Annotated in this window: 25 protein-coding genes and 1 tRNA gene; 2 read left to right on the top strand and 24 right to left on the bottom strand. The window is 45.0% G+C overall.

Translation table 11 applies throughout. The features are described from left to right. Positions 1 to 222: 222 nt before the first annotated feature. From AB3N00_RS22380 to rpsF, 12 genes are all read right to left on the bottom strand, one after another. On the bottom strand, positions 223 to 1,815 hold the full coding sequence (locus AB3N00_RS22380) for an MFS transporter (protein WP_413036563.1): 1,593 nt from the start codon (positions 1,813 to 1,815) through the stop codon (positions 223 to 225). A 261-nt stretch (positions 1,816 to 2,076) separates the two neighbouring features. Beyond that, positions 2,077 to 4,506 (bottom strand): alpha/beta fold hydrolase, encoded by a 2,430-nt coding sequence (locus AB3N00_RS22385; RefSeq protein ID WP_413036564.1) that lies wholly within the window; start codon positions 4,504 to 4,506, stop codon positions 2,077 to 2,079. Between the two features lie 104 nt (positions 4,507 to 4,610). Further along, entirely contained in the window at positions 4,611 to 5,504 is an 894-nt protein-coding gene (locus tag AB3N00_RS22390; protein WP_413036565.1) for a D-alanyl-D-alanine carboxypeptidase family protein, read from the bottom strand. Between the two features lie 302 nt (positions 5,505 to 5,806). Then, on the bottom strand, positions 5,807 to 7,633 hold the full coding sequence (locus AB3N00_RS22395) for an oligopeptide ABC transporter substrate-binding protein (protein WP_413036566.1): 1,827 nt from the start codon (positions 7,631 to 7,633) through the stop codon (positions 5,807 to 5,809). An 18-nt stretch (positions 7,634 to 7,651) separates the two neighbouring features. Then, on the bottom strand, positions 7,652 to 8,560 hold the full coding sequence (locus AB3N00_RS22400; protein WP_413036567.1) for an ABC transporter permease: 909 nt from the start codon (positions 8,558 to 8,560) through the stop codon (positions 7,652 to 7,654). 27 nt (positions 8,561 to 8,587) lie between these two features. Beyond that, positions 8,588 to 9,550, bottom strand: coding sequence for an oligopeptide ABC transporter permease (gene opp4B / locus AB3N00_RS22405; RefSeq protein ID WP_095293495.1), 963 nt, complete (start codon positions 9,548 to 9,550; stop codon positions 8,588 to 8,590). 7 nt (positions 9,551 to 9,557) lie between these two features. Next, entirely contained in the window at positions 9,558 to 10,490 is a 933-nt protein-coding gene (locus AB3N00_RS22410) for an ABC transporter ATP-binding protein (RefSeq protein WP_413036568.1), read from the bottom strand. Positions 10,491 to 10,494: 4 nt separating this feature from the next. After that, positions 10,495 to 11,493, bottom strand: a complete 999-nt coding sequence (locus AB3N00_RS22415) for an ABC transporter ATP-binding protein (protein ID WP_413036615.1) — start codon at positions 11,491 to 11,493, stop codon at positions 10,495 to 10,497. Between the two features lie 727 nt (positions 11,494 to 12,220). Further along, positions 12,221 to 12,811: a M15 family metallopeptidase gene (locus tag AB3N00_RS22420; RefSeq protein WP_413036569.1), complete on the bottom strand. Its 591-nt coding sequence runs from the start codon at positions 12,809 to 12,811 to the stop codon at positions 12,221 to 12,223. A 227-nt stretch (positions 12,812 to 13,038) separates the two neighbouring features. Continuing rightward, positions 13,039 to 13,311, bottom strand: a complete 273-nt coding sequence (gene rpsR, locus AB3N00_RS22425; RefSeq protein WP_062327715.1) for a 30S ribosomal protein S18 — start codon at positions 13,309 to 13,311, stop codon at positions 13,039 to 13,041. A gap of 56 nt (positions 13,312 to 13,367) precedes the next feature. Continuing rightward, complete coding sequence (gene ssb / locus AB3N00_RS22430; RefSeq protein ID WP_413036570.1) at positions 13,368 to 13,853, bottom strand: single-stranded DNA-binding protein; 486 nt, start codon at positions 13,851 to 13,853, stop codon at positions 13,368 to 13,370. 48 nt (positions 13,854 to 13,901) lie between these two features. Then, positions 13,902 to 14,195 carry a 30S ribosomal protein S6 gene (rpsF, locus tag AB3N00_RS22435; RefSeq protein WP_024629534.1) on the bottom strand — a complete coding sequence of 98 codons (294 nt, stop codon included), beginning with the start codon at positions 14,193 to 14,195 and terminating at the stop codon, positions 13,902 to 13,904. Between the two features lie 199 nt (positions 14,196 to 14,394). Between rpsF and AB3N00_RS22440 the strand changes: the two genes are divergently transcribed. Then, a complete protein-coding gene (locus AB3N00_RS22440) occupies positions 14,395 to 14,589 on the top strand; it encodes a YjzC family protein (protein ID WP_095293500.1) in 195 nt (64 codons plus the stop codon). Between the two features lie 409 nt (positions 14,590 to 14,998). Here AB3N00_RS22440 and AB3N00_RS22445 read toward each other — a convergent pair. The 4 genes from AB3N00_RS22445 to AB3N00_RS22460 all read right to left on the bottom strand — a co-directional run bounded on the left by AB3N00_RS22445 (position 14,999) and on the right by AB3N00_RS22460 (position 16,615). Next, positions 14,999 to 15,089 (bottom strand) — tRNA-Ser (locus AB3N00_RS22445). 101 nt (positions 15,090 to 15,190) lie between these two features. Then, complete coding sequence (locus AB3N00_RS22450) at positions 15,191 to 15,400, bottom strand: DUF951 domain-containing protein (RefSeq protein WP_175394218.1); 210 nt, start codon at positions 15,398 to 15,400, stop codon at positions 15,191 to 15,193. Then, complete coding sequence (locus AB3N00_RS22455) at positions 15,390 to 16,349, bottom strand: mechanosensitive ion channel family protein (RefSeq protein WP_413036571.1); 960 nt, start codon at positions 16,347 to 16,349, stop codon at positions 15,390 to 15,392. Before AB3N00_RS22455 ends, AB3N00_RS22450 begins: the two co-directional genes overlap by 11 nt. Positions 16,350 to 16,363: 14 nt before the next feature. Further along, positions 16,364 to 16,615: a DUF3343 domain-containing protein gene (locus tag AB3N00_RS22460; RefSeq protein WP_095293526.1), complete on the bottom strand. Its 252-nt coding sequence runs from the start codon at positions 16,613 to 16,615 to the stop codon at positions 16,364 to 16,366. Between the two features lie 161 nt (positions 16,616 to 16,776). Here AB3N00_RS22460 and yyaC point away from each other — a divergent pair, with 161 nt between their 5' ends. Further along, a complete protein-coding gene (gene yyaC / locus AB3N00_RS22465) occupies positions 16,777 to 17,382 on the top strand; it encodes a spore protease YyaC (protein ID WP_175394198.1) in 606 nt (201 codons plus the stop codon). Here the strand turns inward: yyaC and AB3N00_RS22470 are convergent. The 8 genes from AB3N00_RS22470 to mnmE all read right to left on the bottom strand — a co-directional run bounded on the left by AB3N00_RS22470 (position 17,357) and on the right by mnmE (position 26,660). Continuing rightward, complete coding sequence (locus AB3N00_RS22470) at positions 17,357 to 17,857, bottom strand: DUF4446 family protein (RefSeq protein ID WP_413036572.1); 501 nt, start codon at positions 17,855 to 17,857, stop codon at positions 17,357 to 17,359. The genes yyaC and AB3N00_RS22470 overlap by 26 nt on opposite strands. 188 nt (positions 17,858 to 18,045) lie before the next feature. After that, complete coding sequence (locus AB3N00_RS22475) at positions 18,046 to 19,200, bottom strand: aminotransferase class V-fold PLP-dependent enzyme (RefSeq protein ID WP_413036573.1); 1,155 nt, start codon at positions 19,198 to 19,200, stop codon at positions 18,046 to 18,048. 144 nt (positions 19,201 to 19,344) lie between these two features. Continuing rightward, the gene (locus AB3N00_RS22480; RefSeq protein ID WP_413036574.1) at positions 19,345 to 20,190 is read right to left on the bottom strand and encodes a ParB/RepB/Spo0J family partition protein; all 846 of its coding nucleotides are present in this window, start codon (positions 20,188 to 20,190) and stop codon (positions 19,345 to 19,347) included. Next, positions 20,183 to 20,944 (bottom strand): ParA family protein, encoded by a 762-nt coding sequence (locus AB3N00_RS22485; protein WP_095293506.1) that lies wholly within the window; start codon positions 20,942 to 20,944, stop codon positions 20,183 to 20,185. Before AB3N00_RS22485 ends, AB3N00_RS22480 begins: the two co-directional genes overlap by 8 nt. A gap of 186 nt (positions 20,945 to 21,130) precedes the next feature. Continuing rightward, positions 21,131 to 21,949: a nucleoid occlusion protein gene (gene noc / locus AB3N00_RS22490; RefSeq protein ID WP_413036575.1), complete on the bottom strand. Its 819-nt coding sequence runs from the start codon at positions 21,947 to 21,949 to the stop codon at positions 21,131 to 21,133. A 511-nt stretch (positions 21,950 to 22,460) separates the two neighbouring features. Further along, positions 22,461 to 23,183 carry a 16S rRNA (guanine(527)-N(7))-methyltransferase RsmG gene (gene rsmG, locus AB3N00_RS22495; RefSeq protein ID WP_413036576.1) on the bottom strand — a complete coding sequence of 241 codons (723 nt, stop codon included), beginning with the start codon at positions 23,181 to 23,183 and terminating at the stop codon, positions 22,461 to 22,463. Beyond that, positions 23,183 to 25,072, bottom strand: coding sequence for a tRNA uridine-5-carboxymethylaminomethyl(34) synthesis enzyme MnmG (gene mnmG, locus AB3N00_RS22500; protein WP_175394204.1), 1,890 nt, complete (start codon positions 25,070 to 25,072; stop codon positions 23,183 to 23,185). The genes rsmG and mnmG overlap by 1 nt, the downstream gene beginning before the upstream one ends. A 211-nt stretch (positions 25,073 to 25,283) precedes the next feature. Beyond that, a complete protein-coding gene (gene mnmE / locus AB3N00_RS22505) occupies positions 25,284 to 26,660 on the bottom strand; it encodes a tRNA uridine-5-carboxymethylaminomethyl(34) synthesis GTPase MnmE (protein WP_413036577.1) in 1,377 nt (458 codons plus the stop codon). Between the last annotated feature and the right edge of the window lie 46 nt (positions 26,661 to 26,706).

Genomic DNA, 26,706 nt, shown 5'->3' on the forward strand with positions numbered 1-26,706 from the left:
CGATACTACATACCATTAAACGTCTGGAACTGCTTATGACACGGTGCTCTCTGAACTTTTCTCTATCTCGGACAGGAGCAACGCTCATGCTCGTTCTATTTTAAACATTGCTACAGGACGAAAAGTTACAATACGGTTAAATTGAAAAGAACAGCACTTCCTTTTGGCTCGATCAAAGGCAGGCTGTTCTCTTCAGATTATACGTATATCTATTTTATCGGGTCAATTGGTGGATACTGTATTTAAATCTTTGTTTCTCTCTCTTCTACGCAAACGCCCAGTGATCAAGGCTGCTGCCAGCGTCAGCACGCTGAAAATAACGGCAGACCAGAACAGCCCGTTGTAGCCTTGCCCCGTCGTTTGATGAACGGCCTCGAGAAGCACATCCCGGATACCCGGGTCGGGAATTTGAGACATTCCTTCCGTCAGACTCGTGACATCACTTCCCGAAGCTCCGCCTGCTCCAGATGCATACTGCTGAAGCGCTTCTGGCGGTACCTGAATCCCCTGATCGGCAAGCCCTGTCTGAATATTGGAACCCAAGTTGGAGAACGAGCGGGCGAGAAATCCTGCGAAGATGGTAGGCGCAATCGCCATAGCCATTTGGCGGAATAGGGAACTGGTGGCTATCGCTATTCCTTTGTTGTTCTCGCCCGCCTGTTCCGTGACAAGCACGTTAACCGGTGCCCCCAGCATCATGCCAAAGCCGATTCCCACGAGTATACTCGCAATGACAAACTGCCAGATATGCTCTACCCATAGCGGGAACAGCAGGAACCCGATAGCAGAAAGAATACCAGCGACGGATAACGTCCAGATGGGTCCTTTGCGGTCAACCAGGTAACCACCACCACCTGCACCAATTCCTGAAGCCAGAGCAAGCGGTGTGAACCAATAGCCTGAGGCTGTACTTGATACACCGAGGTATTGCTCCACGAATCCTGGAATGAAGATCACCGAGGCCAGAATGGCTCCGGAGAAAAAGGCAATCAGCAGCGTCCATCGAAAGGATGCAATGCCAAGAAGTTGAGTGGAAACCACAGGTTCACGCTGTGACCCTTCCAATCTTTTTTCCAAAAAGTAAAAGATGACCAGGATGATCACACCTGCCAGAAAGAAACCATAAAACATGGGTGAAGCGAGACTTTGCAGCATATCTACACCATCCAGATTACTGAAGCTGTACATCAGACTGAGTACACCCAGGGTGAGAACGGTAATACCGCTCCAGTCCACAGCTGCACGGTTCAACTCCTGTTCTTCATGGATGAATCGAATGCCCGCAATAAATAATAGGATGGCGATCGGCACATTAATGAGGAATAGCCAGTGCCAGTTTCCCGTAAGATCTAAAATAAATGCACCAATGTTCGGACCCAGAATGGCAGCAACCCCATTCATGCCTCCGAGCAGACCCAAGGCTGTGCCCTGACGTTCGGCGGGAAACTTGCTTAGCACATACGAACTGGCAATGATAAAGATCCCGCCACCGCCGAGCGCCTGAATGACACGCGCAATCAGGAAAAAGCTAAACGATGGGCTCAGTGCGACAAGCAAGGAGCCTATTCCGAACAATGCTACTTCAATTAAAAACAGCTTCTTGCGTCCATAACGGTCGGACAGCTTGCCTGCAATCGGTACACTCACCGCAAGGCCCAACGTATAGAGGGTGATTGTCCATGCTCCCCACGTCGGTGACACCCCAAATGAAGCATTCAGGGTCGTCAGTGACGACGTGATAATGCCATTATCGAGCGCAGCCATAAATACCCCAATTGCAAATAAAATGAGCGGCCATTTCATTTGTTTCTGCATCTCTGTTACCTCCCCGATCCGTTCACAATTGCCCAGCGTAGAGTTGGGATAATACATGTATATAAACAACTTCGGACTGTAATGACTCACTGGTCATTTTAAAGCAAATGCATTCCATATGTCAATTCATTAATATGATCTAGCCTTCCCTTTTAGCCTAAACAATTGATAAAAGCTGCCCCCCAGTCTGGTCTAACCGGAGGACAGCCGAGCATTACAAACCTATATACTGCTTAGATAACCGATTGGCCTTGTCTAGTCCTACTGCATCAAATGACGATTCAGGAATTTCTCAATCGCCCGATACAAGTCAAGCTGATTCTCGACATTTGCAAAGCCATGGCCTTCGTTCGCTTTTAACATATAAGGCACATCCACACCACGTTCGCGCAGTGCTTCCACGATCTGATCGGACTCTGCCTGTTTTACCCGTGGGTCATTCGCACCCTGTACGACGAACAACGGGGCTTTCATCTGATCGATGTGGAATAGTGGTGAGGCAGCAGTCAGCAGCTCCTTGTCTTTCACCGGATCACCCATGCGCTCATAGAACATATTGCGCTCGGATTCCCAGTATGGCGGAAGTGAATCCAGCAAGGTGAACAAATTGGAAGGCCCCACATAGCTGATTCCTGCAGCATATACATCTGGTGTGAACGCCAGTCCCGCCAATGCGGCATAACCACCATAAGATCCACCATAAATGGCTACACGTTCAGGATCGACTGTTCCTTCTTTAACCAGCCAGTTTACTCCGTCAGTGAGATCATCCTGCATCGCTTTACCCCACTCTTTATTGCCTGCATTCAGAAACTCTTTGCCATACCCCGTGGAGCCGCGGAAATTCACCTGCAGTACAGCATAGCCACGGCTGGCAAGAAATTGGATTTCCGGACTAAACCCCCATGAATCTCGAGCCCATGGGCCGCCATGTGGAACAACAACGAGTGGTAACCCGGAAGCCTTCGCCCCGTTAGGCAGTGTCAGGTAACCATGAAGCGTTAAACCGTCACGTGACGTATAGGTCACAGGTTTCATGTCAGACATCTTACTCTCATCAATCCATGGTGCAGCATCAGCCAGTTTATCGAGTTTACCTGTTTTCGAATCATAGAAATAATAGGTGCCCATCGATTTGTCACTATAGGCAACAAACAGTACCTGGCCTTCTTCACTCATGTTGGAAATGCTAACTTCCTTGCCGGGAACTTTGGCTTGAAGATCCTGCATTAACGTTTTGAACTCATCGTCAAAGAATTCGTAGTTTACTTTATCTGTCTCATAAACAGCAGCAAGAATCGTCCCCTTCTCTTTGGAAGGTACAAAGCTGCTTACGTCCACATCTTTATTCTCGTAAATGGTTTTGATTACTTTCTTCGTACTAGGGCTGAATTCCACGATAGCTGTTTTATCCCGATCCAAATTGGATGCCGCATAGATATTTTTGTTGTCATAGGTGAACATCAGTGGAGTAAACGTATCTCCAAGCTCTGTCGTCAGCAGCGGCTCGAACGGTTTATCCTCCGAATCACGGTATATTAACGAAGACACATTACCATCACTGGACACAGCCACACGAATTTTGCCTTCGTGATCAGTCAGCCAGCCGGTAATATTTCCTGGATTTTCTGCTGCAAGCACAGCTTCACCTGTCTTGATGTTGATGCGGTATACATCGAAGATCCGAGGATCACGTTTGTTCATACTGACGAGAATCTCATCTGGAATACTCTCCAGGGGATCTACCATCATTGCTCTTGTATTGGGGTATGGCGTAAGGTCTTTACTGTTCTTGCCATCAATATCGGTAACAAAAATATGATAATTTTCGTCTCCCGCCTCATCCTTCACATAGAGCAATTTATCATCAGTTGCCCACACAAAGGCAGCAATGCTTCGTTCCGTCTCGTTGGTGATCCGTATAGGCTTGCCCGAACCACCACTTTCCTTGACCACAACGTTCATACGGTTGTTCCATGGCTCCAGGTAGGCCATATGTTTACCGTCCGGTGACATCTGGAATCCAGCCTGAGCAGGCTGTTTGAAGAAGTCCTCCAGTGGTGTGAGTCCCTCTGATGCTACATCGAGTCCAAGAGCCAGATACAACGCTTCAGCAAACTCACCATGAGTTACTGTACCTTTGGCATTAAATGCGCTGCCTTCAATAATAAAATGCTGCTTGAGACGGACCGCGTCCTCGGCATGTACTGCCGGAATCTGTTTCATATCACTATATACAACCTGAATTCCGTTATCCTTCAATTCAAATGCCCGGGTAAATAATGATGCCAGCTGTGCGCGTGTGAGCGGTGCATCGGGAGCGTAGCCCTTGGCTTGTCCCTGAATGAGGCCACTCTGCTTTAATGCATAGATTGCTGGTGCGGCTTCGTCTTGGGCCAGAACATCGGCAAAGCCGGTAAGAGAGGCAGGTGCATCAAGTTTAAGTACACGTTGTAAGATGATGGCAGCCTGAGCACGCGTTATTGGTGTCTGTGATTCCTTCATTCCATCGGTTATACCATCTATGTATCCCAGTTGCTGTAGTGTCTGCGCTGCCTTCGAAGTTATCGCTTCAGCAACAGCCGCTGTAAGCTTGCTTGCTTCTGCTGCCTGGACTGCAGGCTGAATCAGAGCGATCGACATCGCCATGGTCAGCGTTAGAGCGTATACCTTTTTGCTAATTACGTTCAAAATCAAATCCCCCTTTTAAGTGAATTACAGAATAATATGGTATTATCGTAAATCATTCTACCATGATAATCCATAAGTTAACAGTAAAGGGAATATTGCAGCAATTATTGATTTGAACCAGAGAAGCCATAATTGAGCAACTTGCGTGTTTCATTAAAACGGCTTTCGCGACTTTCCGTCCCGAATACGACCGAAATTAGCCTTTTGCCATCACGCTCTGCTGTTCCTACGAAGTGGTATCCTGTATTTTGATCATAACCCGTCTTCAACCCATCATTGCCATCGTACGCGTATGGTCCACCAATCGAGGATAGCATCCAGTTCGTGTTACTCATATAGATCCCTTTTTGATGGATAGACACCTGTGTTTGGCTGGAAACGTTCAGTATATCGGGGTGGTTCTCGATCAGATATTGTGCAAGCTTGCACGCATCGGTGGCCGTCATAGTCGTCTGTCCCTGAATTAATTCAGGACGATTGGGACCGAGCTGATTCTCGCTTAATCCCGTAGAATTGGTGAAGATCGTATCTGGTGACATTCCAATCTCGGATGATTTCTCATTCATCTTCTGTACAAATGACTGTTCCGTCCCACCAATATGCTCTGCAAGTGCAACTGCTGCGTCATTTGCGGAGTATACCGCCATCGTCTGGAATAGCTCCTGAACAGTGAACTTTTCGCCTTCTTTCAACGCAAGTTGAGTTCCGCCCACTGAACTGGCGTACAGACTGACATTGACAGGGTCATCCCAGCGAACCTCGCCATTCATGACGGCTTCCATAACAAGCAGCTCTGTCATCAATTTACTGATACCTGCAGGGGCTAACTCCTCAGATCCATTAAAATCGAGCAAAATTTTCCCTGTACTAAAATCCATTAGCACCGCAGATTCTGCCTTGATTCCGGGCTTGCCTATCAGCATGTCCGGTTTTACACCCATATATATAATGACCAGTAGAGCCAGCAGCATTCCTGCCCGTTTCCACCATATTCTCATCAACAAATCACCTCTTATAGATATAGACGAATCAAAGAGGCATTTGGTCTGCACTTTTTTGCAAAAAAGTTAAATTTTTTTTATTTTTTTGTCATCAAAAAAACATGGATTCTAATCACCCCATGCCAGAGCGTTTAGAATCCATGTTTGAAGGACATTTTTATATTACCTAGAAGGATTACTTCACCCGATCTAGCAACCAACTTCGTCAAAGGACCCCAATCCTTATGATTGCTAAATCGAGTTGAAAGTATCCTTTTCTTGAGAACAAGGCACTTAAAGATAGAATAAGAATTTTATGATTACTCAGCCACTACTGGTTTATCTGCGTTAACAGCCAGATCGTTCAGGTAGATACCAGTTCCATCACCAATAGCGTAGTTCATTACACGTTTGTTCACTGGTGCTACAACTGCACGATACAGTGTTGGGAATACAGGAACTTCATCAACCATGTACTGCTGCCATTCATTGTAGATCTCTTTACGTTTCTCTACATCAAATGCTTCAGCGGATACACCTTTTGCCAGCAACTCATCATTTTTCTCGCTTGAGAATCTGGAGAAGTTATACAATGCATCGCGACCATACAGGCCAGCTGGGTCTACGTCAATACCAACGCCCCATGCTGCTTGATACACATCGATGTTAGGATCATCTTTACCCGTGTTACCTACGCGGTCATAGAAGCTGTTGAACTCAACCATTTCCAGGTTAACCTTCAGACCGATTGCTGCCCAGGATTGAACATAATAACGTGCCAGTGGTTCAGCTGTGTCGCCGCCTGTCATGGAAACGAAATTGATTTCCAGTGGTGATCCGTCCGGATTGGTACGGAATTCTCCGTCCAATTTGTAGCCAGCTTCATCAAGCAATGCTTTTGCTGCTTCAGGATCATATGCTACACCAGGATTGTTGGAATCATGGAATTCAGGGTGAGACGGTGGAATCAGTGTTGTTGCGTTCCAGCGCAGACCGTTGTAGAAACGTTTACCGACTTGGTCGTTGTCTACAGCCATCCACATGGCTTTACGCAGGTTTTTGTCAGCCATTTTTGCATCAGGATTGGTTACAACTTTTCCGTTTGCTTCATCCCATGTACCCAGTTTGAAACCGATGTACGTGTATGCACGGTCGATTGCACCCAGGAATTCTACGTTGGACATATCAGCATTGTCTTTATATTGATCTGTAGGGAATGCATCCACGAGGTCTACCCCGCCAGACTTCAATTCTTGAACAACCGTTGTTGGGTTGATAACTTTCAGAGTCACTTTATCCAGTTTTGGAGCCCCACGCCAGTAGTCTTCATTCTTCACGTAGGTTACAGACTCACCCGGAGTGATGGTTTCTACTTTAAATGGACCAAAACCGATTGGAGTTTCGCGTACTTCTTTGGAAGAGGACATTTTCGCTACATCCATATCTCCGAAGATATGTTTAGCCAGCGGATACGTCCATACGCCACCTGTCAGCAGGGACGGTGTAGATTCTTTATACGTAATGCTGATTTTTTTGTCGCTCAGCACTTTAATACCGGAGATTGTTTTTGCTTTACCAGCGTGGTATTCATCCATACCTACTACACTTGTAAAGTTGGAGTCGTAACGAGGACCATCGTAGTCCTTGTTACCGATTACTTCATAAGCAAACTGCAAATCTTCTGCTGTTACTGGCTTACCATCGTGCCAATTTACATTATCACGAATGGTCAGTGTGAACGTTTTGCCATCTTCTGATGTTTCATACGTTGCTGCACCATCATTGGTATATACGTAGTCTTTATCCCAAGTCAGCAAACCTTCGTCAAACCAGCCAAGAACTTGCACGTCCGGATCGCCCGAGTAAAAATTGTAATTCAGTGTGCCTTCAAAAGCAGTGTCTGATACAAGTCCGAATGTAATGGATCCACCTTCAATGGCAGTACCTTCATTGGTTTTGACATTGTTGAAGTCATCGATGGAATATACGCCCTCTTCATTAGCGGGTTTTTCCTCTGTCTTAGTGTCCCCTGTGTTCGTAGAAGGCGTTGGTGTTGCTGCCTCTTTCTCCGAGCATGCCGCAAGCGCCAGCACGAAGACCAACATCATCGTGAAAAATAGTCCCCGTGAAAAAAATCTCTTTTTCATGAACCTTTCCTCCCTTTTCTAACCTCTTCTTTGTCTTGCATCAGTCGCACGCTTCAGGGCTTGACCGACATTATTTATACTCAACATCAATACCAGAATAAGTACTGACGCAGGTAGCCATATCCACCATCTGGATTCCAGGGTTTGCGGATTACGTGCATAACTTACAAGTGTTCCAAGACTCGGTGTGCTCTCGGGGAAACCAAATCCCAAGAAAGACAACCCGGATTCAAGGCCAATATTGGCAGCGAGGTTCAATGTCATCGTTACGATGATGATGGAACTCAGATTAGGTAGAACCTGTGAAAGCATGATTTTGAGATGGGAAGAACCCAACGTTTTTGACGCCTTTACATATTCTAGTTCGCGCTCCTGTAATGCCTTAGACCTAATCAACCTGGCAATTCCCATCCATAGGAAAGCAGTCATGATTAGCGAGAACGAAGTAATATTATATTTGGGTACTGCTGTAACAAACGCGATAACGATCATCATAAACGGAAGAACCATGAAGAAATCCACAATACGCATGAATATATTGTCAATCACTCCTCCGAAGTAACCGGACAGTAAACCAATCAGGATTCCCAAGAAACCTGTCATTACCGTAACAAGAATGGCAATGGATATCGAGTTTCGAGTACCTATGATTAGTTGTCCGAATACATCCCGCCCCCCGTAGTCCGTTCCTAACCAATATTGTGCGGAAGGCGGCTCATACAAGGCGAATAGATCCACTTTAACAATTTCGTCCTGATCCAGGACCAAAGCTGTTCCATAGACTAGTAATAAAACTAATCCCAAAAATATGAGCGAAATTAGCGCCACTTTATCTCGGACTAGCTCCCTCCATAAGATACTCAAGCTAGAGGGGCTCTTATCAATCTTCTTCTGTGAAGTTATAACGACATCATTGGCCTTGCTCATCTTATTCACCCCGAAATCTTCAAGTTCTTACTTGATCCGTATACGTGGATCTACCAATCCAAGAATAATGTCAGATAACAGCGATCCCAGAATTGTAGCTATACCAAATATCAGGACAAGCGCAGTCACAACACTGAAATCCCGAAGAGAGATTGAGTTAAGAAACAGCTGTCCCATGCCCGGATAACTGAATATACTTTCAATGATAATGGTACCTCCGATAAGTCCCGTAATCTCATAACCGAAGAATGCGGCGATCGGGAGTAGAGAGTTTCTTAAAATATGCCTGTTGTAAACTCGTGATTCCGAGGCACCCTTGGCTCGCGCAGTGAGAACAAACTCTTTGTGCTTAATATCGATAATTTCGCTACGTAGGTATTGAACAGTTGATACTGTAGCAATCAAAGCCATGGATAAGGCGGGCAATAACAAATGATAGAACTTACTTGCAACGTAACTAAATGTTCCCGGTGTAAGTCCTGGTGCTACGCTACCTCCAGTCGGGAATAATCCGAAGTGGAACCCAAAAATCCATAACATAACGAGTGCAAAAATAAACAAAGGTGCTGCAAAACCTAGATAGGTGTAACCCGTAATTAAACGGTCAGACCATGTATCATTGTATCGACCACTGATAATGCCTAGTGGAATCGCGATCAAGTATGTGAACACCAGTGTTGCAAAAGCCAGCCAGAATGTATTTGAGATTCGTTGACCAATCAAGTCCATAACTGGCATTTTGAATCGAAAAGATTGCCCGAAGTCGCCTTGTGCTGCATTTCTGATCCAGTCCCAATACTGTACATACCATGGATTGTTAAGTCCAAGTCGTTCTCTCTGTTCATCCAGAGCTTTAGGATCAATGCTTGGATCAAGCAAGCCGGTTAGCGCGTCACCTGGCATCGCCTTGGCCATCAAGAATACCAAAAGACTTAGCAAAAAAATCTGAGGGATCATAATCATGATTCTTCGTAGTATTATATTCCACATATGGCCTTCAACCTTTCTGAGGTAGAGCTACTCGGTGAGTATCGGAAATGGATTTGAGCGAGTAAGCAAGCCCTTCCTCATCAAAGAAGTCTCGGTATGAATTCTCGTACTCGGATTTGACCTGCTGACGGAAAGCATTCATCTCGTCACGTTTGGTTGGATCCATATCCGGAATGGCTGCTATGAGACGCTTGGTATAAATATGCTGTGGATTCTCAAAAATATCATCGGTCGTTCCTTGCTCTACGTAGCGACCTTTATACATAATTCCAATCTGATCACACATATGACGGATGATTCCGAGATCATGGCTGATGAACAGATAGGTCAGATTTAACTCCTTTTGAATCTCCTGCATGAAATTAAGTACCTGTGCCTGTACGGATACATCCAGTGCGGATACCGGCTCATCTGCAATGATCAGTTTCGGCTTCAATGCAATTGCCCGGGCAATTCCGATCCGCTGCCGTTGTCCTCCGGAAAATTCATGAGGATACTTATAGATGGATTCCGGACTCAGTCCGACCTTTTCAAGCAAATCCCTGACTTGTCTCTTTTCTTCTGTGGCTGTCAGCCGCTCATAGTTGCGGAGAGGTTCAGCGATAATGTCGATAACCCTCTTCTTAGGATTTAGAGAAGAGTACGGATCCTGAAAGATCATTTGCACGTCTCGCTGAAGTTGTCGGTCTTTTCGCCGCTCTTTGGCAAGATCTTTGCCGTTGAAAAGAATTCTTCCTGCTGTCACATGATTGAGGCCAATGACAGCTCTCCCTGTCGTTGTCTTGCCTGAGCCTGACTCACCAACAAGACCGTAAGTCTGACCCTGCTCAATGGAGAAGCTTACATTGTCGACTGCCTTGATGCTGCCAATTTCACGTTTGATCAATCCACCGCGAATCGGAAAGTGTATTTTGAGTCCTTCAACTTCGAGTAGTGCCATTATGTTATTCCTCCTCAGCTTGATCAGGGAAATGAAAGTGCTGGTAACAGGTACAACGTACAAAGTGACCTGGAGCAATTTCATGCATCTGTGGGTTATCTTCATGGGCCGAATCACTAATCCATGGAATTCGGGCCTTAAATCGACACCCGTAGCGAGGAAGATTCTTTAATGAAGGTACAATGCCTTGAATGACATGCAGCTTCGATTTTTCTTCAGTAATGGTAGGAATAGAGTTTAATAGAGATCTTGTGTATGGATGCTTCGCGTTGGTCATTAGCGTGTAGATATCAGCAATTTCAACAATCTCACCTGCGTACATAACCGCAACACGATCCGCCATCTCGGCGACCACTCCCAGGTCATGCGTAATCAGGATGATGCCGGCATGAATTTCGTTCTTCAACTCACGGATAAGTTCAAGAATTTGCAGTTGAATCGTAACGTCAAGTGCTGTTGTTGGCTCATCGGCGATCAGCAATTCCGGTTTATTGGCGATTGCAATCGCTATAACAACCCGCTGTCTCATACCACCAGATAGTTCGTGAGGATACTGCTTGTAAAGTTGTTCGGGACGTGGGATGCCCACTTGGTTAAGCAGATGAATGACCTTATCTTTCTTCTCTTTTGAAGATAGCTTAGGTTGATGAAGTGACAGAATCTCATCGATCTGGTCACCAATAATCATCAGAGGATTTAATGCGGAAAGGGGGTCCTGAAAAATCATCCCTATCTCTTTTCCGCGGAGTTTGTTCATTTTGTTAGGAGCGATATTCGCGATATCCTGCCCTTTGTATAGAATCTGGCCATCAATTTTGGCTTTGTTATGCAGACCCATAATTGAAAATGCAAACGCACTTTTACCTGATCCTGATTCTCCAACAATTGCTAATACTTCGTTCTTCTTAACCGTCAGGTTAACGTGATCTACCGCTGCATAATAGTCATCTTCAATTCTGAATGATGTAGTTAGATTTCTGACTTCCAATAGCTCTGTGTTCAAATCAATCACCCTAACCCCATAATTTCCGCAGACTGTATTCATATCTATAAGAATGCATCCACTGTATATTTCCATGTTCTTGAAGATAACGAACAAAAGTGTATACAAAATACCAATTCATTAGGAGAAACGAGCCTCGACATTGTTGTTTAGACCATTGGTCAATTAATGTTGATAATTCCTAGCGGAATTATACAGCAAAATAATTAATGTAATCATACGTGTAAATTTAGGTGACGTCAATGATTATTTTGAGATTTTTGGTATAAATGTTTCTCATGACACATTTTTGGATATTAGTTATATTTAAAAGGTCGTATCAAGGGGATTTCGAGCTTATTTAGATCTGCTCTACGTGAGGTTTTAGATTGGAAGATAACTGGAATCAATAAATGTGACATTAACATTACATCAATTATGTATTAATTTGTAAGATAATTGTTATTTTGAAAACACCATGTTAAGTTTGTGATAAATAATACATTTCCTTTGTCTCGCTTATGTCAGGTGTCATTTAAGCAAATTTATGTCTATCTGATTAGATTTATGCTAATCATTAAGTCCGTGTTAAAATTCTAGTTATTATAGTATAGATTTATTTATTTGCTGCTGTAAAGGACTAATTGTAATCTTTTATCATTTTTTTTTACAAAAGAATGAAAAAAGCCCTGCAAAATGCAAGGCTTATCCAATATTTATACACTTTATTGTATTTTAATTATAGAAACTATGGGGATTCGGGTGGACGTTTTCCACGCTTCAGTTCATTTATGCTTAAACCAAAATCCATTTGCAAATGAGGATAATCCGGAAAGTTAGCCCAGTCTCCTCCCCACGTAAAACCCAGCTCCTTGGCCATATCGACAACTTCTATCCAGTCTGCTTGACCATTCCCGTTATCATCACGTTCCATATCCCATACGACATCGCCATCTGGCGTACGAAGTGCAAAATCGATTGCCAATCCATAGTTATGATAGGACTCTCCGCCCCGAGCATTGGTAACTATATTTCCAGCGTTAGAACGACCTTGGTTGAATAACTCATCCTGCTCTTCTATACTCCGATAACCATGGGTAATGACGACTTCTATACCACGTCGGGCTGCTTTACGTACCAATAGCTCCTCGCTCTCTGCTACTACCGGGTGAAGACCTGTAATTGGTGCAACATCTTGAATACGATCTGGCCAGATTTCGTACGTGCTTTCTTTTTGTTGTAGCCACACATATAAAATCGAAAGCAGCAGAGTAGCTATAAGCCAGAAACGCAAACTCTTTTTTCGCTTCTGCTGCTCTTTTCTTTTGGTTTTGTTCATATGCACTCCTGGTGTTTGACTATTATAAATAGAAAATGATTCATATCATACTTTGCTCATGTCTATAATATAATCTATTATAAATCATGTGCACCCCAATTGCTTATCTCCCATCAGTTTAAACTTGTCCTCGAACATAAGCGATCTGGTAACTAATTCTTTATTTTTCTATAAACAAAAAAGCAGCCGGCGATAAGCCGGCTGCTTCGTATGCAAGCTGAGTAAGACTACTCAGTTGTGTATGGCAGCAATGCGATTTGACGGGAGCGTTTGATCGCAATCGTCAGCATGCGTTGATATTTAGCGCTAGTACCTGTTACACGGCGTGGCAAAATTTTTCCACGTTCGCTGATAAATTTACGAAGCAAGTCCGTATCTTTATAATCGATGTGAGTAATTTTGTTAGCTGTGAAGAAGCACACTTTACGACGTTTGTTACGGCCGCCACGGCGAGCCGGTCTTTTATCGTTGTCTCCGCCTTCTCTTTGCTTGAAGCTCATGCTTTTCAGTCCTTTCCTATCGTTAAACCAATCACTCTTAAGAGCCTTGGTTCACGTTAAAATGGCAAATCATCATCCGATATATCAATCGGTTTTCCGTCATCGGAAAAAGGATCCTGATTGTTGCTACGCGAATTATTGTTATTGTTCGCGCGCCCGCCGCCTCCGTAAGAAGGCTCTTCACGCATCGGTTGCCCACCGCTGCCACCGTTGTTATCACGGTTAGCTGACTCCAAGAAACGGACGTTATCGGCAATGACTTCGGTCACGTATACACGTTTTCCTTCGTTATTCTCGTAGTTCCGTACTTGAATGCGTCCTTCGACTGCAGCTAGGCGTCCTTTGCGCAAATAGTTTGCACAAGTCTCAGCAAGCTGTCTCCAGGTTACGACCGGAATGAAATCCGCTTCCCGCTCTCCCCCTTGGCTTGTAAACGGTCTGTCCACTGCCAAAGTAAATTGCGTAACTGCTACTCCTGCTGGAGTATAACGCAACTCAGGATCCCGGGTTAACCGGCCGATCAGAATGACACGGTTCAACAATGTAATCCCCTCCTTCAGAGCGTATTGGTGCGTTGATCACGGGTTGTCTTAGGCAGATTTAACGTCGTTTGTAATGAGATAACGAATTACTTCGTCAGAAATTTTCATCAGACGCTCAAGCTCAGTAACTACTGCTGGTTCAGCAGTGAAGTGTACCAGAACATAAACACCATCACGGAATTTCTTGATCTCATACGCAAGACGGCGTTTACCCATAACGTCGTGAGCTGTAACTTCACCACCGCCGTTGGAGATGATGCCTTGGAATTTATCGACTGTAGCTTGAACAACTTCTTGCTCAACGTCAGGACGAATAATGTACATCACTTCATATTTGCGCATAATTTTCACCTCCTTATGGACTCTGGCCCTCAATCCAGGTTGAGAGCAAGGAACGAGCACAAACTCGAACTATATTAATATAACAAAAACAAAGCTCCAATGCAAGCAAACGTTCCCTGTTCTTATTGGCACATGTTCGTTCCATTTATGGAGCACACTATGGAGGCAGTAATAAGAAAATATCTAAGGAGGTCTTACCATGGGTGAACAAACCGAGTTTGAAAAAGGTGACAAAGCACCGAATGATGGAGAGTATACGGAAGTCGGAGAAAAAAGCTTCCATACCGAAATTCAAAATCCTAGACGAATAACCCTTAAAAAAGGGGAGTCCTTTCCTGAAACGAGCAACCAGAACCGGAAGTGGAAGAGACTTACAAAGGCTCGCGTTCATTAAAAGAAAACTTTTTTTATTATGCATGTATATAAAACGTGATAATGCACATAATACAATCAGGCGGTACACGAGAGAGGTGTGGTTCCGTTGGACAACGCAGCCGATCGTGTAATGTTGGAGATTCATCACGTAATCTAAGAAGCAAGTGGTTGTGTGTAAGGCCCTTCGTCTGAGCACGAGTATTGCAATCGCAGTACGCCAGGTTTCTGATCTTACGACCGATTGTTTCCTAACTAACCGATGTACCGCCGACAAGGAGCCCTTCGGGGCTCTTTGTTTTTGTCTTTGCAATTTACAAACCATTTCCTATAGAACAAAACAAAAAACCTTCCATATAGGAAGGTCTCATTTACTTTATACAAACTCAACGTATCTGAGTATATTACTCATCCATGGTCAAAGCTGTAAGTGGCGGAAAGGGTGGGATTCGAACCCACGCACGCTGTGACACGCCTAGCTGATTTCGAGTCAGCCCCCTTGGGCCTCTTGGGTACCTTTCCGCAGCAATACTGATTATAGCATGATCAATTACAGAACGCAACACCTTCGCTTTGCTTGGATGAAAACGTTATTTTGGGCGAAGTTTGCTGCAAACTTCTCTTTAGGATTCCGCAGCATCTTCGGCCGAACGAAGTACCTTTTTCATGTTTTTTTCGAATTTAGCTCTTGGAATAAGTACACTGTGTTTACAGCCAACGCATTTGATCCGGATGTCCATGCCCATTCGAATGATCTCCATCTCATTGCTTCCACAGGGATGCTGCTTTTTCATCTGTACAACGTCTCCAAGCTGGAAACTTTTACGCTCCACCAGTACCATTCCCTTCGTCCTTCTCCTGCCCCGCTGCCTGCTCCAATGCAGCGAGCTTTCCCATCTCATGATACTCCATTGTTTTCTTCACATCACTTTGGATCTGACGCTCTACAGAGGCTCTGGAATTTGGCATGCACTCAGAGACAATCCGAACGACATATTCCGAAGTGGACATGGACTGAATGCCGAGCACGTCTGGAACCTTCACAATGTTAAGGTCACGCTCCTCGATCCCAACCAAAGCCTGCTTAACCAAGTGAACAGATTCGTCCAATGTCTGTTCTCCCTTCATCGGGATATCTACAACTGCAAGGGAATTAGACATGGAAAAGTTCGTTACACTCGCTATTGTACCGTTCGGGATGATATGGACTTCACCTTGCCAACTCACCAATTTGGTCGTTCTCAGCCCAATCACTTCAACCGTACCTTTATAGGTACCTGTCTGAATGACGTCCCCTACAGCGAATTGATCCTCCAATATAATGAAGAAACCGGTAATAACATCCTTGACCAATCCCTGTGCACCGAAACCTATTGCAAGTCCAAGAACACCGGCGCTGGCCAAGAGTGGACCGACTTGTATATTGATCTCAGATAACAGTAACAGAATCATTATGAAATTACACGTTATGGAAGTCGCATTTTTCAACAATTCACCTACCGTCACAAATCTGCGCGGGTTCACTCGGACTTTACCTTCCTGCTTCCGTTCCAAGCTACGATCGATAATGCGGTACACGATCTTGATCACAATACGGGTGATAATAAAAATAATAACAATGCGAATGGAGCTGAACAGAATGTTTAGCCACATATCCGCGTCAGTAACAGAGTTCCATAACTTATCCGTCCAGGTGATAGCATTTTTTACCGTATCTTCTAAAGGGGTAGGTTCACCCGCCGGATCAGCCGGAGCTGCAGCATAAAATCTAAATGGCAACATCGATCCAACCTCCTCTACATGGGTATGTTATCATAGCTGTCTTCCGTTTTGAAATAGAGGCCCCGGATCTCCACAAACTCGTTCCGGATGATCTGCTGCACTCTTGCCAGATCTTCCTTGGGAAACTGTATACAAAGAGCACAGCCAGCCGTGATCTCTTTCGGGGTAGGAAACAGATCAATTTCAATCTCGGCAAACTCAAGCAGCATCTCCGCTCGCAAAGCCTGCTGGGTAGAATCAAAGGCAATCAGCATCCAATCATCCATCCACTCGTCCATAACCGGCTCCTTTCGGCTTTTCATGCCTCCTCCAAGGTCTGAATCCCAACATCCAATCCCTTTAGAAAAAGCTTGTCCTTACGAAGTATAAAACCTTCTATCCTTCCATATACTGTTACTACCATTCTCAAGGGGAAAGGATAGATCCTATGAATCCCATTTCGCGTTCTTATTCATCCCAAGATATGACCAGTTTGAAAATTCCACATACCGATCCAGGCATACACTCCGCCATTATACATCGTTTAATGTTCCATCTCTATAAGGCTCATTCTCTTCAAAATGTTGTTATTGTCTGCATCGGTACAGATCGCTCCACCGGAGACTGTCTCGGTCCTCTGGTCGGTTCTTCACTTGCCAAGTGGGACAGCCCTCTATTTCATCTGTATGGCACATTGGACGAACCTGTACATGCGATGAACCTGCAAGACACCCTTAATACGATACAGAATACACACCATAACCCGTATGTCATTGGGATTGATGCTTGTCTCGGTCAGTCTTCCAGTGTCGGCTGTATCCAGGTCGTCAATGGGCCTCTCAAACCTGGAGCGGGTGTAAATAAAGAATTACCGCCGGTCGGCGATATCCATCTTACTGGTATCGTTAACGTCGGCGGCTTTATGGAATACTTTGTTCTGCAAAACACACGGCTTAGTCTTGTCATGCGCATGTCTGAAATTATAGCGAGCAGTCTTTACTCAGCCATTCGCGAATGGCATACACGCTCTACTCTGCTTGCTGTGCCAGAGTAATTGCCTCTTTCTCTTCAGGGGATAGTGTATACGTTGACTCTCCCCCTTTAAGAGGTTTGGCATACACATAAGAACCATCACGATTGTAGATCCCTGTAAGGATCATACCATCTTGATTATCATTAATCATGGCCATCGAGAAGCTTAAGTCACTGCCTCTTTCTCCATAGGCATTGTAGCGTTTCACGCCAACTTTCCCCTGGATACGAGTCAGTTTTTGCATGACTGTCTGTAATTGACTGGTTTGCAGTTTATGCTCATCCTCGATGCTGTCCATCTGAATTTTCAGATTGATCAACAATGATTCCAGATCCTCTACCCCGCTGCCAGCCATCATCGCTTCGTATTTCCGTTTGAACTTCCTCAACTTCGCGCCTTGGGCAATACTCACAATCAGTAAGATCACCAATAATAATGCCATTCCGCCAATAATCCATAGCAGCTGTTCCAGAATCAGCTCGTTTAATTCAGCCATGTAGTGCAACTACCCCTCTGTTTGTTTGTTCAGTAACCATCCGTTCATTTTAGCCAACGAACCACTAAAGATTCGTCAGACCTTCCCCTTATAAATAAACCCTTTATTACTAATGACTAATCATTAATTTTCCATTTTTTTGTGATGTATCTCTAATTTTTAAACTCTAATTCAGACATGATATTGATTCACCTTGATTTCGTCAATTCATGTACTGCTGCAATCAGTGTATCTATATCTTGGCTAGTCGTTGTGTACCCCACGCTGGCCCTGACAGCCCCGCTCAACGTTGTTCCGGCAGATTCATGAGCAAGAGGTGTACAGTGAAAACCGGAGCGAACAGCAATGCCATAATGACGATCCAGCTGAAAAGCAAGCTGAGCAGAGTCATATCCCTCTATCGTAAAGGATACCAACCCAGTACGTGGTTGTTCAAGTCCTGGGCCCAGCATTCGAATTCCCTGTACGGATGATAACCCGTGCATCATGTATTGTGTCAATTCCCATTCATGCTTATAGATCGATTCCGGGGTCAATTCCATCACATGCCTTACACCAGCTGCAAGACCTGCCATGCCTACGGTATTCGGTGTCCCCGCCTCATATCGGTCCGGACGAACAAGCGGCTGCCGAATGGCTTCAGACTGGCTGCCTGTCCCGCCATGAAGAAGCGGCTCGACATCAAGCTCGGGAGCGATATAAAGTCCCCCTGTGCCCTGCGGACCGAGCAAGCCTTTATGTCCTGGAAAGGCTAACATATCAATACCTAATTGCTGCACATTCACTGGCATAATGCCAGCACTTTGAGCGGCATCTACAAGCAATGTCGCCTGATGTTTATGGCATATAAGCGATATTTCGCCAATTGGTAAAATGCTGCCCAGCAGATTGGAACTATGAGTGCAGACTACCAGTCTAGTATTTGGACGGAACATTCGTTCCATTTGAACCAAATCTATAGAACCTGATGCATTGAGAGGTACATAATCCACTTCTACCTTCCGAACCCTTCGCAAATATTCCACAGGCCTCCTGACCGAGTTATGTTCAGCCATTGTAGCAATGACATGATCCCCTTCTCGCAGCCAGCCTTGGATTGCAAGATTCAACGCTTCTGTCGTGTTGGAACCAAGTGCAATATCATTGGCATTACTTATGCCGAAAAGACTGGATAGAACCTTTCTCGTGTCAAAGAGTACACGGCTTGCTTGAACAGCCATTCTATGGCTGCCTCTGCCTGGGTTTGCTCCGGCAACATCGAGGGCGTTCATCATTGCTTCACCAACAGCAGGTGGTTTAGGCCATGATGTTGCAGCATGATCCAGATAAATCACTTCTTTCAACTCTCAACCACCTCTGTCCTGTTTGATGAGGAAACCTATCTGTCCCTAAAAACAAACAATGACATATCGTTTCTCCATCGTACAGAGGCGATATGTCATCAGATGAAAAAGCCCCGCGTGTTGTAAGTTGATCCTAACGATTGTCTATTGCAGTAATTCCAACAATCGCTCCAGATCTTGTTTGCTGTAGTAGTTGAGCTCGATTTTGCCTTTATCTTTGTTGTGCTTGATTTTTACTGTTGTTTTGAAACGTTCACGCAATGATTCTTCCACCGTATCAATAAACGGATCTTTTTTCTTGAGTTTGGATCTGGTTTTGGCTTCTCCAGATTTGGAACGATCCAGTTGCTGTACCGCTTCTTCCAGTTCACGTACACTCCATTGTTGATCAATGGTTTGTTTAGCCAGCTGTTTCACCATGTCCTGGTCTTTCACACCGACAATGGCGCGCGCATGCCCCATGGATAATGTTCCACGTGAAACATGGTCTTTTACTTCATCCGGCAACGATAGTAGACGCAGAAAGTTAGCAATATGAGAACGTGATTTTCCCACTTTGACAGACAACTCTTCCTGTGTCAGAGAGAATTGATCCATCAGGCCCTGATAGGCGACAGCAACTTCCATCGCATTCAGATTCTCCCGCTGAAGGTTCTCAATTAAGGCTATCTCCATTACCTGCTGATCACTGAAATTGCGGACTACTGCAGGCACTGTTGCATTACCACAGTACTGGGATGCTCTAAAACGACGTTCCCCGGCAATAATCTCGTAACCTCTCAGTACGGTACGTACAATAATAGGTTGTATGACACCGTGTTGACGAATGGATTCCGCCAGTTCATGTATAGCATCCTCATCAAATACTTTCCGAGGCTGATAAGGATTTGCCCGCAATTGACTAATCGGGATTTCTACGACCTTGTCATCGTCATTTATTGAAAGCGATGGAATGAGGGCATCCAGACCTTTTCCGAGCCGCTTACTCATACGATATCACTTCCTTTGCGAGCTCTAAATACACTTCTGCTCCTCGTGAACGGGGATCATACGTAATAATGGACTGCCCATGTGAAGGAGCTTCACTAAGTCGCACATTACGCGGAATAATGGTTTGATACACTTTTTGTTGGAAGTATTTTTTCACTTCTTCAATCACCTGAATCCCCAAGTTGGTGCGGGCATCAAACATGGTGAGCAGCACACCCTCTATTTGCAAAGAGGTATTCAAATGTTTCTGCACTAGACGAACTGTGTTGAGCAGCTGGCTTAGCCCTTCAAGTGCGTAATACTCACACTGGATCGGAATGATCACCGAATCGGAAGCGGTTAACGAATTGATCGTTAACATGCCAAGGGATGGTGGGCAATCGATCAGTATGTAATCATAGTTTTTTTTCACCATGGCGAGTGACTTTTTCAAACGAACTTCCCGTGATATGGTAGATACCAACTCAATCTCGGCTCCGGCAAGTTGAATCGTTGCAGGTATGATATGAAGACCTTCAATTTGAGTTTCCACAATGGCTTCCTGAGGATGAACTTCGTTAATGATGACATCATATATACAATTGGCCACATCTGCTTTATTGATTCCGACTCCACTGGTCGTGTTCCCCTGAGGGTCAATATCGACAAGCAATACTCTTTTCCCGAGTGAAGCCAGTCCTGCACCCAAGTTAACAGATGTCGTCGTTTTCCCCACACCGCCCTTTTGATTTGCTACGGCCATAATCTTAGACAATTACTTCACCTCAAATAAAATAGGAGTCTTTTCTTGTAGGTTGTGAGATACAGTTAACTAAAAGCAGGTGGCTATCGTCCACACAAACAACAACTACCGTTTCGTTCTTCAAACACTCTCTTCAATTCAAGCTTCAACCAGCTCTATAGACAGAAAAAGCGGCCCCATTGCCGCCTTAAGCTTCAACTATTTGCGTTTCGGAATATGAATGACGATCTCGTAATGATCCTCGTGATCTGCTTCTTTGGTTTTGATATCCATACCCGAACCTGATACCATATCGATCGATTGGCGAATTGTGTTCAGAGCCAGTCTGACATCTTTGGTAAATGAGATGCGTTTGGATTTTTTGATTTTGGAAGCTTCTTTGTAAAAGGCAACCCTTGCTTCGGTTTGTTTTACATTCAACTCTTTTTCAATAATTTCGCCAAGTAATTTCATTTGCAGTTCTTCTGAGTCCAGCGATAGCAAAGCTCTAGCATGACGTTCGGAAACTTTACGTTCCATCAATGCAGTCTTAATCCCTTCCGGGAGCTGTAACAACCGAATTTTGTTGGCGATGGTTGACTGGCTTTTGCCCAAACGCTGTGCAAGGCTTTCTTGCGTCAGCTGATGAAGATCAATCAATTTTTGATAAGCAACCGCTTCTTCAATGGATGTGAGCCCTTCACGCTGGAGGTTCTCAATCAATGCAATGGAGGCAGCCTGTGAATCATTAAATTCACGCACAATGGCTGGAATATGATCCAGGCCCAGTTTTCGAACTGCACGCCAGCGACGCTCTCCGGCAATAATCTCATAGGATCCATTTCGTACACGGACAACAATAGGCTGAATGACTCCATGGGTTTTGATCGTCTGCAACAACTCATCAATCTTATCATCATCAAAAATAGTACGGGGTTGATACGGGCTGCTTACTATTTCATTGACCGGAATTTGTTTTATCTCATCTCCGTTATTGCGCTCCGCCAAACCAAACAACTTCGAAAATTGTTCTTTCATTCCGTAGATTACCACCTAGTTTCGTAATAGCTCCCGCAACAATGCAGGTGCTTCTTATTCTAAATGCGACCCCTCATATGTTGTCGTTCTCGAATAAGTTTTGCCTTTTTACACCACGTTCTGATCCAATGTCTATGCTGCATACAAAATCTATTTATATATAATCTATGATCTCTGATACACAAGACCGGCTACTTCTATTCTATCATCTTTTCTATCATAATCCTATTCTAACCTATTCTTTAAACTCTCCTAATTTTCCTGCTTTTTCTCTGCCCATCTTGTCGGTTTTCTTCTGATTTGCTCCATTCTTTTCTCTGTTTTTGTTGTATAATCGTTTCTTGATTTTTGTTATGTATCTGAAAATAAAAAAAGGGATGTTTCACGTGAAACATCCCTTTCAATCTATTTCTGCGCTAAATCTTCGTTAAGCATCGTTAACTGCAATAATTTTTGCCTAGAATTACCCATTTAATGATGTCTTCACGCGACTCTAACACACACTCTAATACTAAACCAACGGAGTCTTCAGCGGTGTCCCCGGTTTACGGGGATATTTATGAGGCGTTTTGTCAAACTTTTGAATCAAAATAATATGACGCGCCGACTCCTCTACTGGCAGCTGGAACGGATGGACCGCTTTGACCCGTCCTCTCAGCTGATTGAAGCTGAATTCTGCTTCCTTCATTTCTTCACGCGGGTCTCCGCCCTTCATCGCGGCAAACATCCCACCTTTGCGAACAAACGGCAAACAAAATTCATTTAGTACCGCCAGCTTCGCTACTGCACGCGCAGTAACCAGATCGTAGCTGTCCCGATACCCTTCTTTACGTCCCAATTCCTCCGCACGGCCATGAATCAACTCTACTCCCGCAAGACCGAGTGTATCCACAACATGCTGCAGAAATCCAATACGCTTATTGAGTGAATCAATGATCGTCACCTTGATGTGCGGGAAGCAAATTTTCAGTGGTATGCCGGGGAAGCCTGCTCCAGAGCCAATATCAGCAAGGTTCTCCACTTTCGTCATATCCGTATAAAAAGCCAGAGATACCGAATCATAAAAGTGCTTGGTATATACCTGCTCCCGTTCCGTAATCCCTGTCAGGTTCATCTTTTCATTCCAGGATACCAATTCCTGAAAATACAACTCGAACTGTTCCAGTTGGCGTTCATCCAGCTCCAAGCCATGCTCTTTCAGCCTAAGCTGCAATTGCTGTTGAATATCGTCCATTATTGTCCCCTTGCTGCGGTTACACGGTTATAATGCTCCAGGTAGACCAGCAGAATGGAAATGTCGGCAGGTGTAACCCCGGCGATCCGGGAAGCCTGACCAATTGAAATTGGACGAATGGTAGACAGCTTTTGCTTCGCTTCCATTGCCAGACCATGAACATCATTATATTCAATCGTATCCGGAATTTTCTTCTTCTCCATCTTTTGCAAACGTTCCACGTGGATCAATTGCTTCTCAATATAACCCGCATATTTAATTTGGATTTCCACTTGTTCCTTCATATCTGCCGTCAGTTCCACCTCAGATGGTGAGACCTGTTCAATCCAATCGTACGTAATTTCCGGACGACGCAATAGGGTAAGAAGTGTGCTTCCATCCTGAATAGGTGTGGAGCCAAACTCTTCAAGCTTCGGATTTACATCCGCGGGACGTGCCTTAGCAGCTTTCAGACGTTCAACTTCCACGTCCACTTTGGCCTTCTTGTCGAGGAATTTCGCATAACGCTCCTCCGATACCAGGCCAATGTCATGACCAATTTCCGTCAAACGCATATCTGCATTATCATGACGAAGCAGCAAACGATATTCAGCACGGGATGTGAGCAGACGATAAGGTTCGTTTGTTCCTTTAGTCACCAGGTCATCAATCAACACGCCAATATAACCTTGGGAACGATCGAGGATAACAGGCTCTTTACCTTGTACTTTGCGCGCTGCGTTGATCCCCGCCATAATGCCTTGCCCTGCTGCTTCTTCATAGCCGGAGGTACCATTAATTTGGCCCGCTGTGAACAGACCTGGCAGACGTTTCGTTTCAAGCGAAGGCCAGAGTTGTGTAGGTACCATTGCATCGTATTCAATAGCATAACCATTACGCATCATTTCTACTTTTTCCATTCCCGGAATCGAACGCAGAACGGCAAGCTGAACATCCTCAGGCAGGCTGGTAGACAGTCCTTGTACATAATACTCGGATGTATTTTTACCTTCTGGCTCCAGGAAGATCTGATGTTTCGGCTTGTCGCTGAAACGAACGATTTTATCCTCAATGGATGGGCAGTAACGTGGACCGGTGCCTTCAATGACTCCCGAGAACATCGGCGCGCGGTGCAGGTTATCATTAATGATCTGATGTGTCTCGACTGAAGTGTATGTCAACCAGCATGGCAGCTGTTCGTTGTCCGAAGATTCTGTCTCATAGGAAAAGAATTTCGGCACGTCGTCGCCCGGTTGAATTTCCGTTTTGCTAAAATCAATCGTATCCTTATGCACACGAGGTGGTGTACCTGTTTTGAAACGTACCAGATCGAAGCCAAGCTCACGCAAATGCTCCGACAATTTAAGCGAAGGCTGTTGATTGTTTGGTCCACTTTCGTACATCAACTCACCCATGATCACTTTACCGCGCAGATAAGTACCTGTAGTCAGAACAACCGCTTTGGCACGATACTCTGTACCTGTCTGGGTCACGACACCTACACAATGTCCGTCTTCAACAATCAGGCGGTCTACCATGCCTTGACGCATGGTGAGATTACGCTCGTTTTCCATCGTTTCCTTCATTGTATGCTGATAAGAGAACTTGTCCGCCTGAGCACGCAGCGCATGAACGGCTGGACCTTTCCCTGTGTTGAGCATTCTCATCTGAATAAACGTCTTGTCGATGTTCCGTCCCATTTCTCCGCCAAGCGCATCAATCTCACGTACGACATGTCCTTTCGCTGGTCCACCAATGGATGGGTTACAAGGCATAAAGGCCACCATATCCAGATTAATTGTAATCATCAGTGTTTTGGATCCCATACGGGCTGCGGCCAGTGCTGATTCTACACCTGCATGCCCAGCACCAACGACGATTACATCATAACTGCCGCCATCAAAAGCCATTTCTGTTACCTCCTTATGCCGCTGCACCTTTATTCTATGCATGCGGTCTGTTGTTAAAAGCGATACGCCCCTCTATTCCTCGGGGTCATTTCCGATCTATATCAAGCCATCAAGTCTGCTATTTCTACAGACGTCATTGCCATGTTGACCATCCAACTGGGGATAGACTTCATTATCATACTACTTTTCACAGGAAGTATGTTTGTTCATTTTACTTTCCTAGACAGAACTGGGAGAAAATCTGGTCAATCAGCGCATCATGTGCCGTATCGCCCACAATCTCGCCAAGGTGCTCCCACGCTAGACGTACGTCAATCTGTATCATGTCAATCGGAATCAGTTGTTCTGCTGCTTCATATGCGTCAATAAGGGATTGTTTTGCCTTTTTGAGCAACGCAATATGACGCACATTGCTGACATAGGTCAAATCTGCCGATTCCAGCTTGCCGCTGAAGAACAAGGTCGAGATGGCTTCTTCCAACCGATCGACACCCAGATCATCCTTCACTGACATGGGAACAAGCCGTTCTTCCGGAATATAGCGAAGCAGGATCTCACGGTCTACCTGCGGAGCTAAGTCCATTTTATTCATAATGATAATTGATTGTCTACCGCGGATTTGTTCCAATAATTCGATCTCATCCTGGTGCAGTGGCTCTGCCGCATTAATCACCATCAACAATAGATCTGCTTCTGCAACCGCCGAGCGGGAACGTTCTACTCCAATTCTCTCCACGACGTCCATCGTTTCCCGAATACCGGCTGTATCCAGCAGCTTAAGCGGAATGTTGTTAATCGTTACAAACTCCTCAATGACATCACGTGTCGTCCCCGGAATGTCCGTTACAATGGCCCGGTTATCCTGTGCGAGTGCATTGAGCAGTGAGGATTTGCCTACGTTCGGTCGTCCAACAATAGCCGTCGTAATCCCTTCCCGTAGTATCTTGCCCTGTTCTGCTGTTACCAGCAATTTATCGATTTCAGACATGACCAGACTGGATTTTTCTTTGATAAAATCAGCAGTTAATGACTCCACATCATGCTCGGGATAGTCGATATTCACTTCGATATGTGCGAGAGTCTCCACCAAGGTGTGTCTCAGATCCCGCAATTTGGACGACAGTTTCCCTTCCACTTGTTTGAGTGCAACGGAGAAAGCTCTATCCGATTTGGATCGAATAAGGTCCATAACCCCTTCCGCCTGTGACAGATCGATACGTCCATTGAGAAAGGCACGCTTGGTAAACTCGCCCGGCTCCGCTAGACGAATATCGAGCTGAAGCAGAAGATCCATGACTCTTTTAACAGAGACAACTCCACCATGAGCACTGATCTCAACCACATCTTCTGTGGTAAATGACCGGGGGGCACGCATAACCGTAACCAAAACTTCCTCAATTTTCTCACCGCTACCCGGTTCAATAATATGACCATAGTGAACCGTGTGAGACGCTGCCTGAGTTATAGGGGTTTTGCTGCGGAAAATCTTCTCCGTCTCCGATACTGCATCCGGGCCGCTGACCCGGATAACAGCGATCCCTGCTTCTCCAACAGCCGTTGATATCGCTGTGATCGTATCACTGATCATCGTTATCTCTCCTTGCTCTATTTTAAAATGGTCGTCCTTCCGGAGC

Source organism: Paenibacillus xylanilyticus (genome assembly GCF_047246825.1).
Lineage (GTDB): Bacteria > Bacillota > Bacilli > Paenibacillales > Paenibacillaceae > Paenibacillus > Paenibacillus xylanilyticus_B.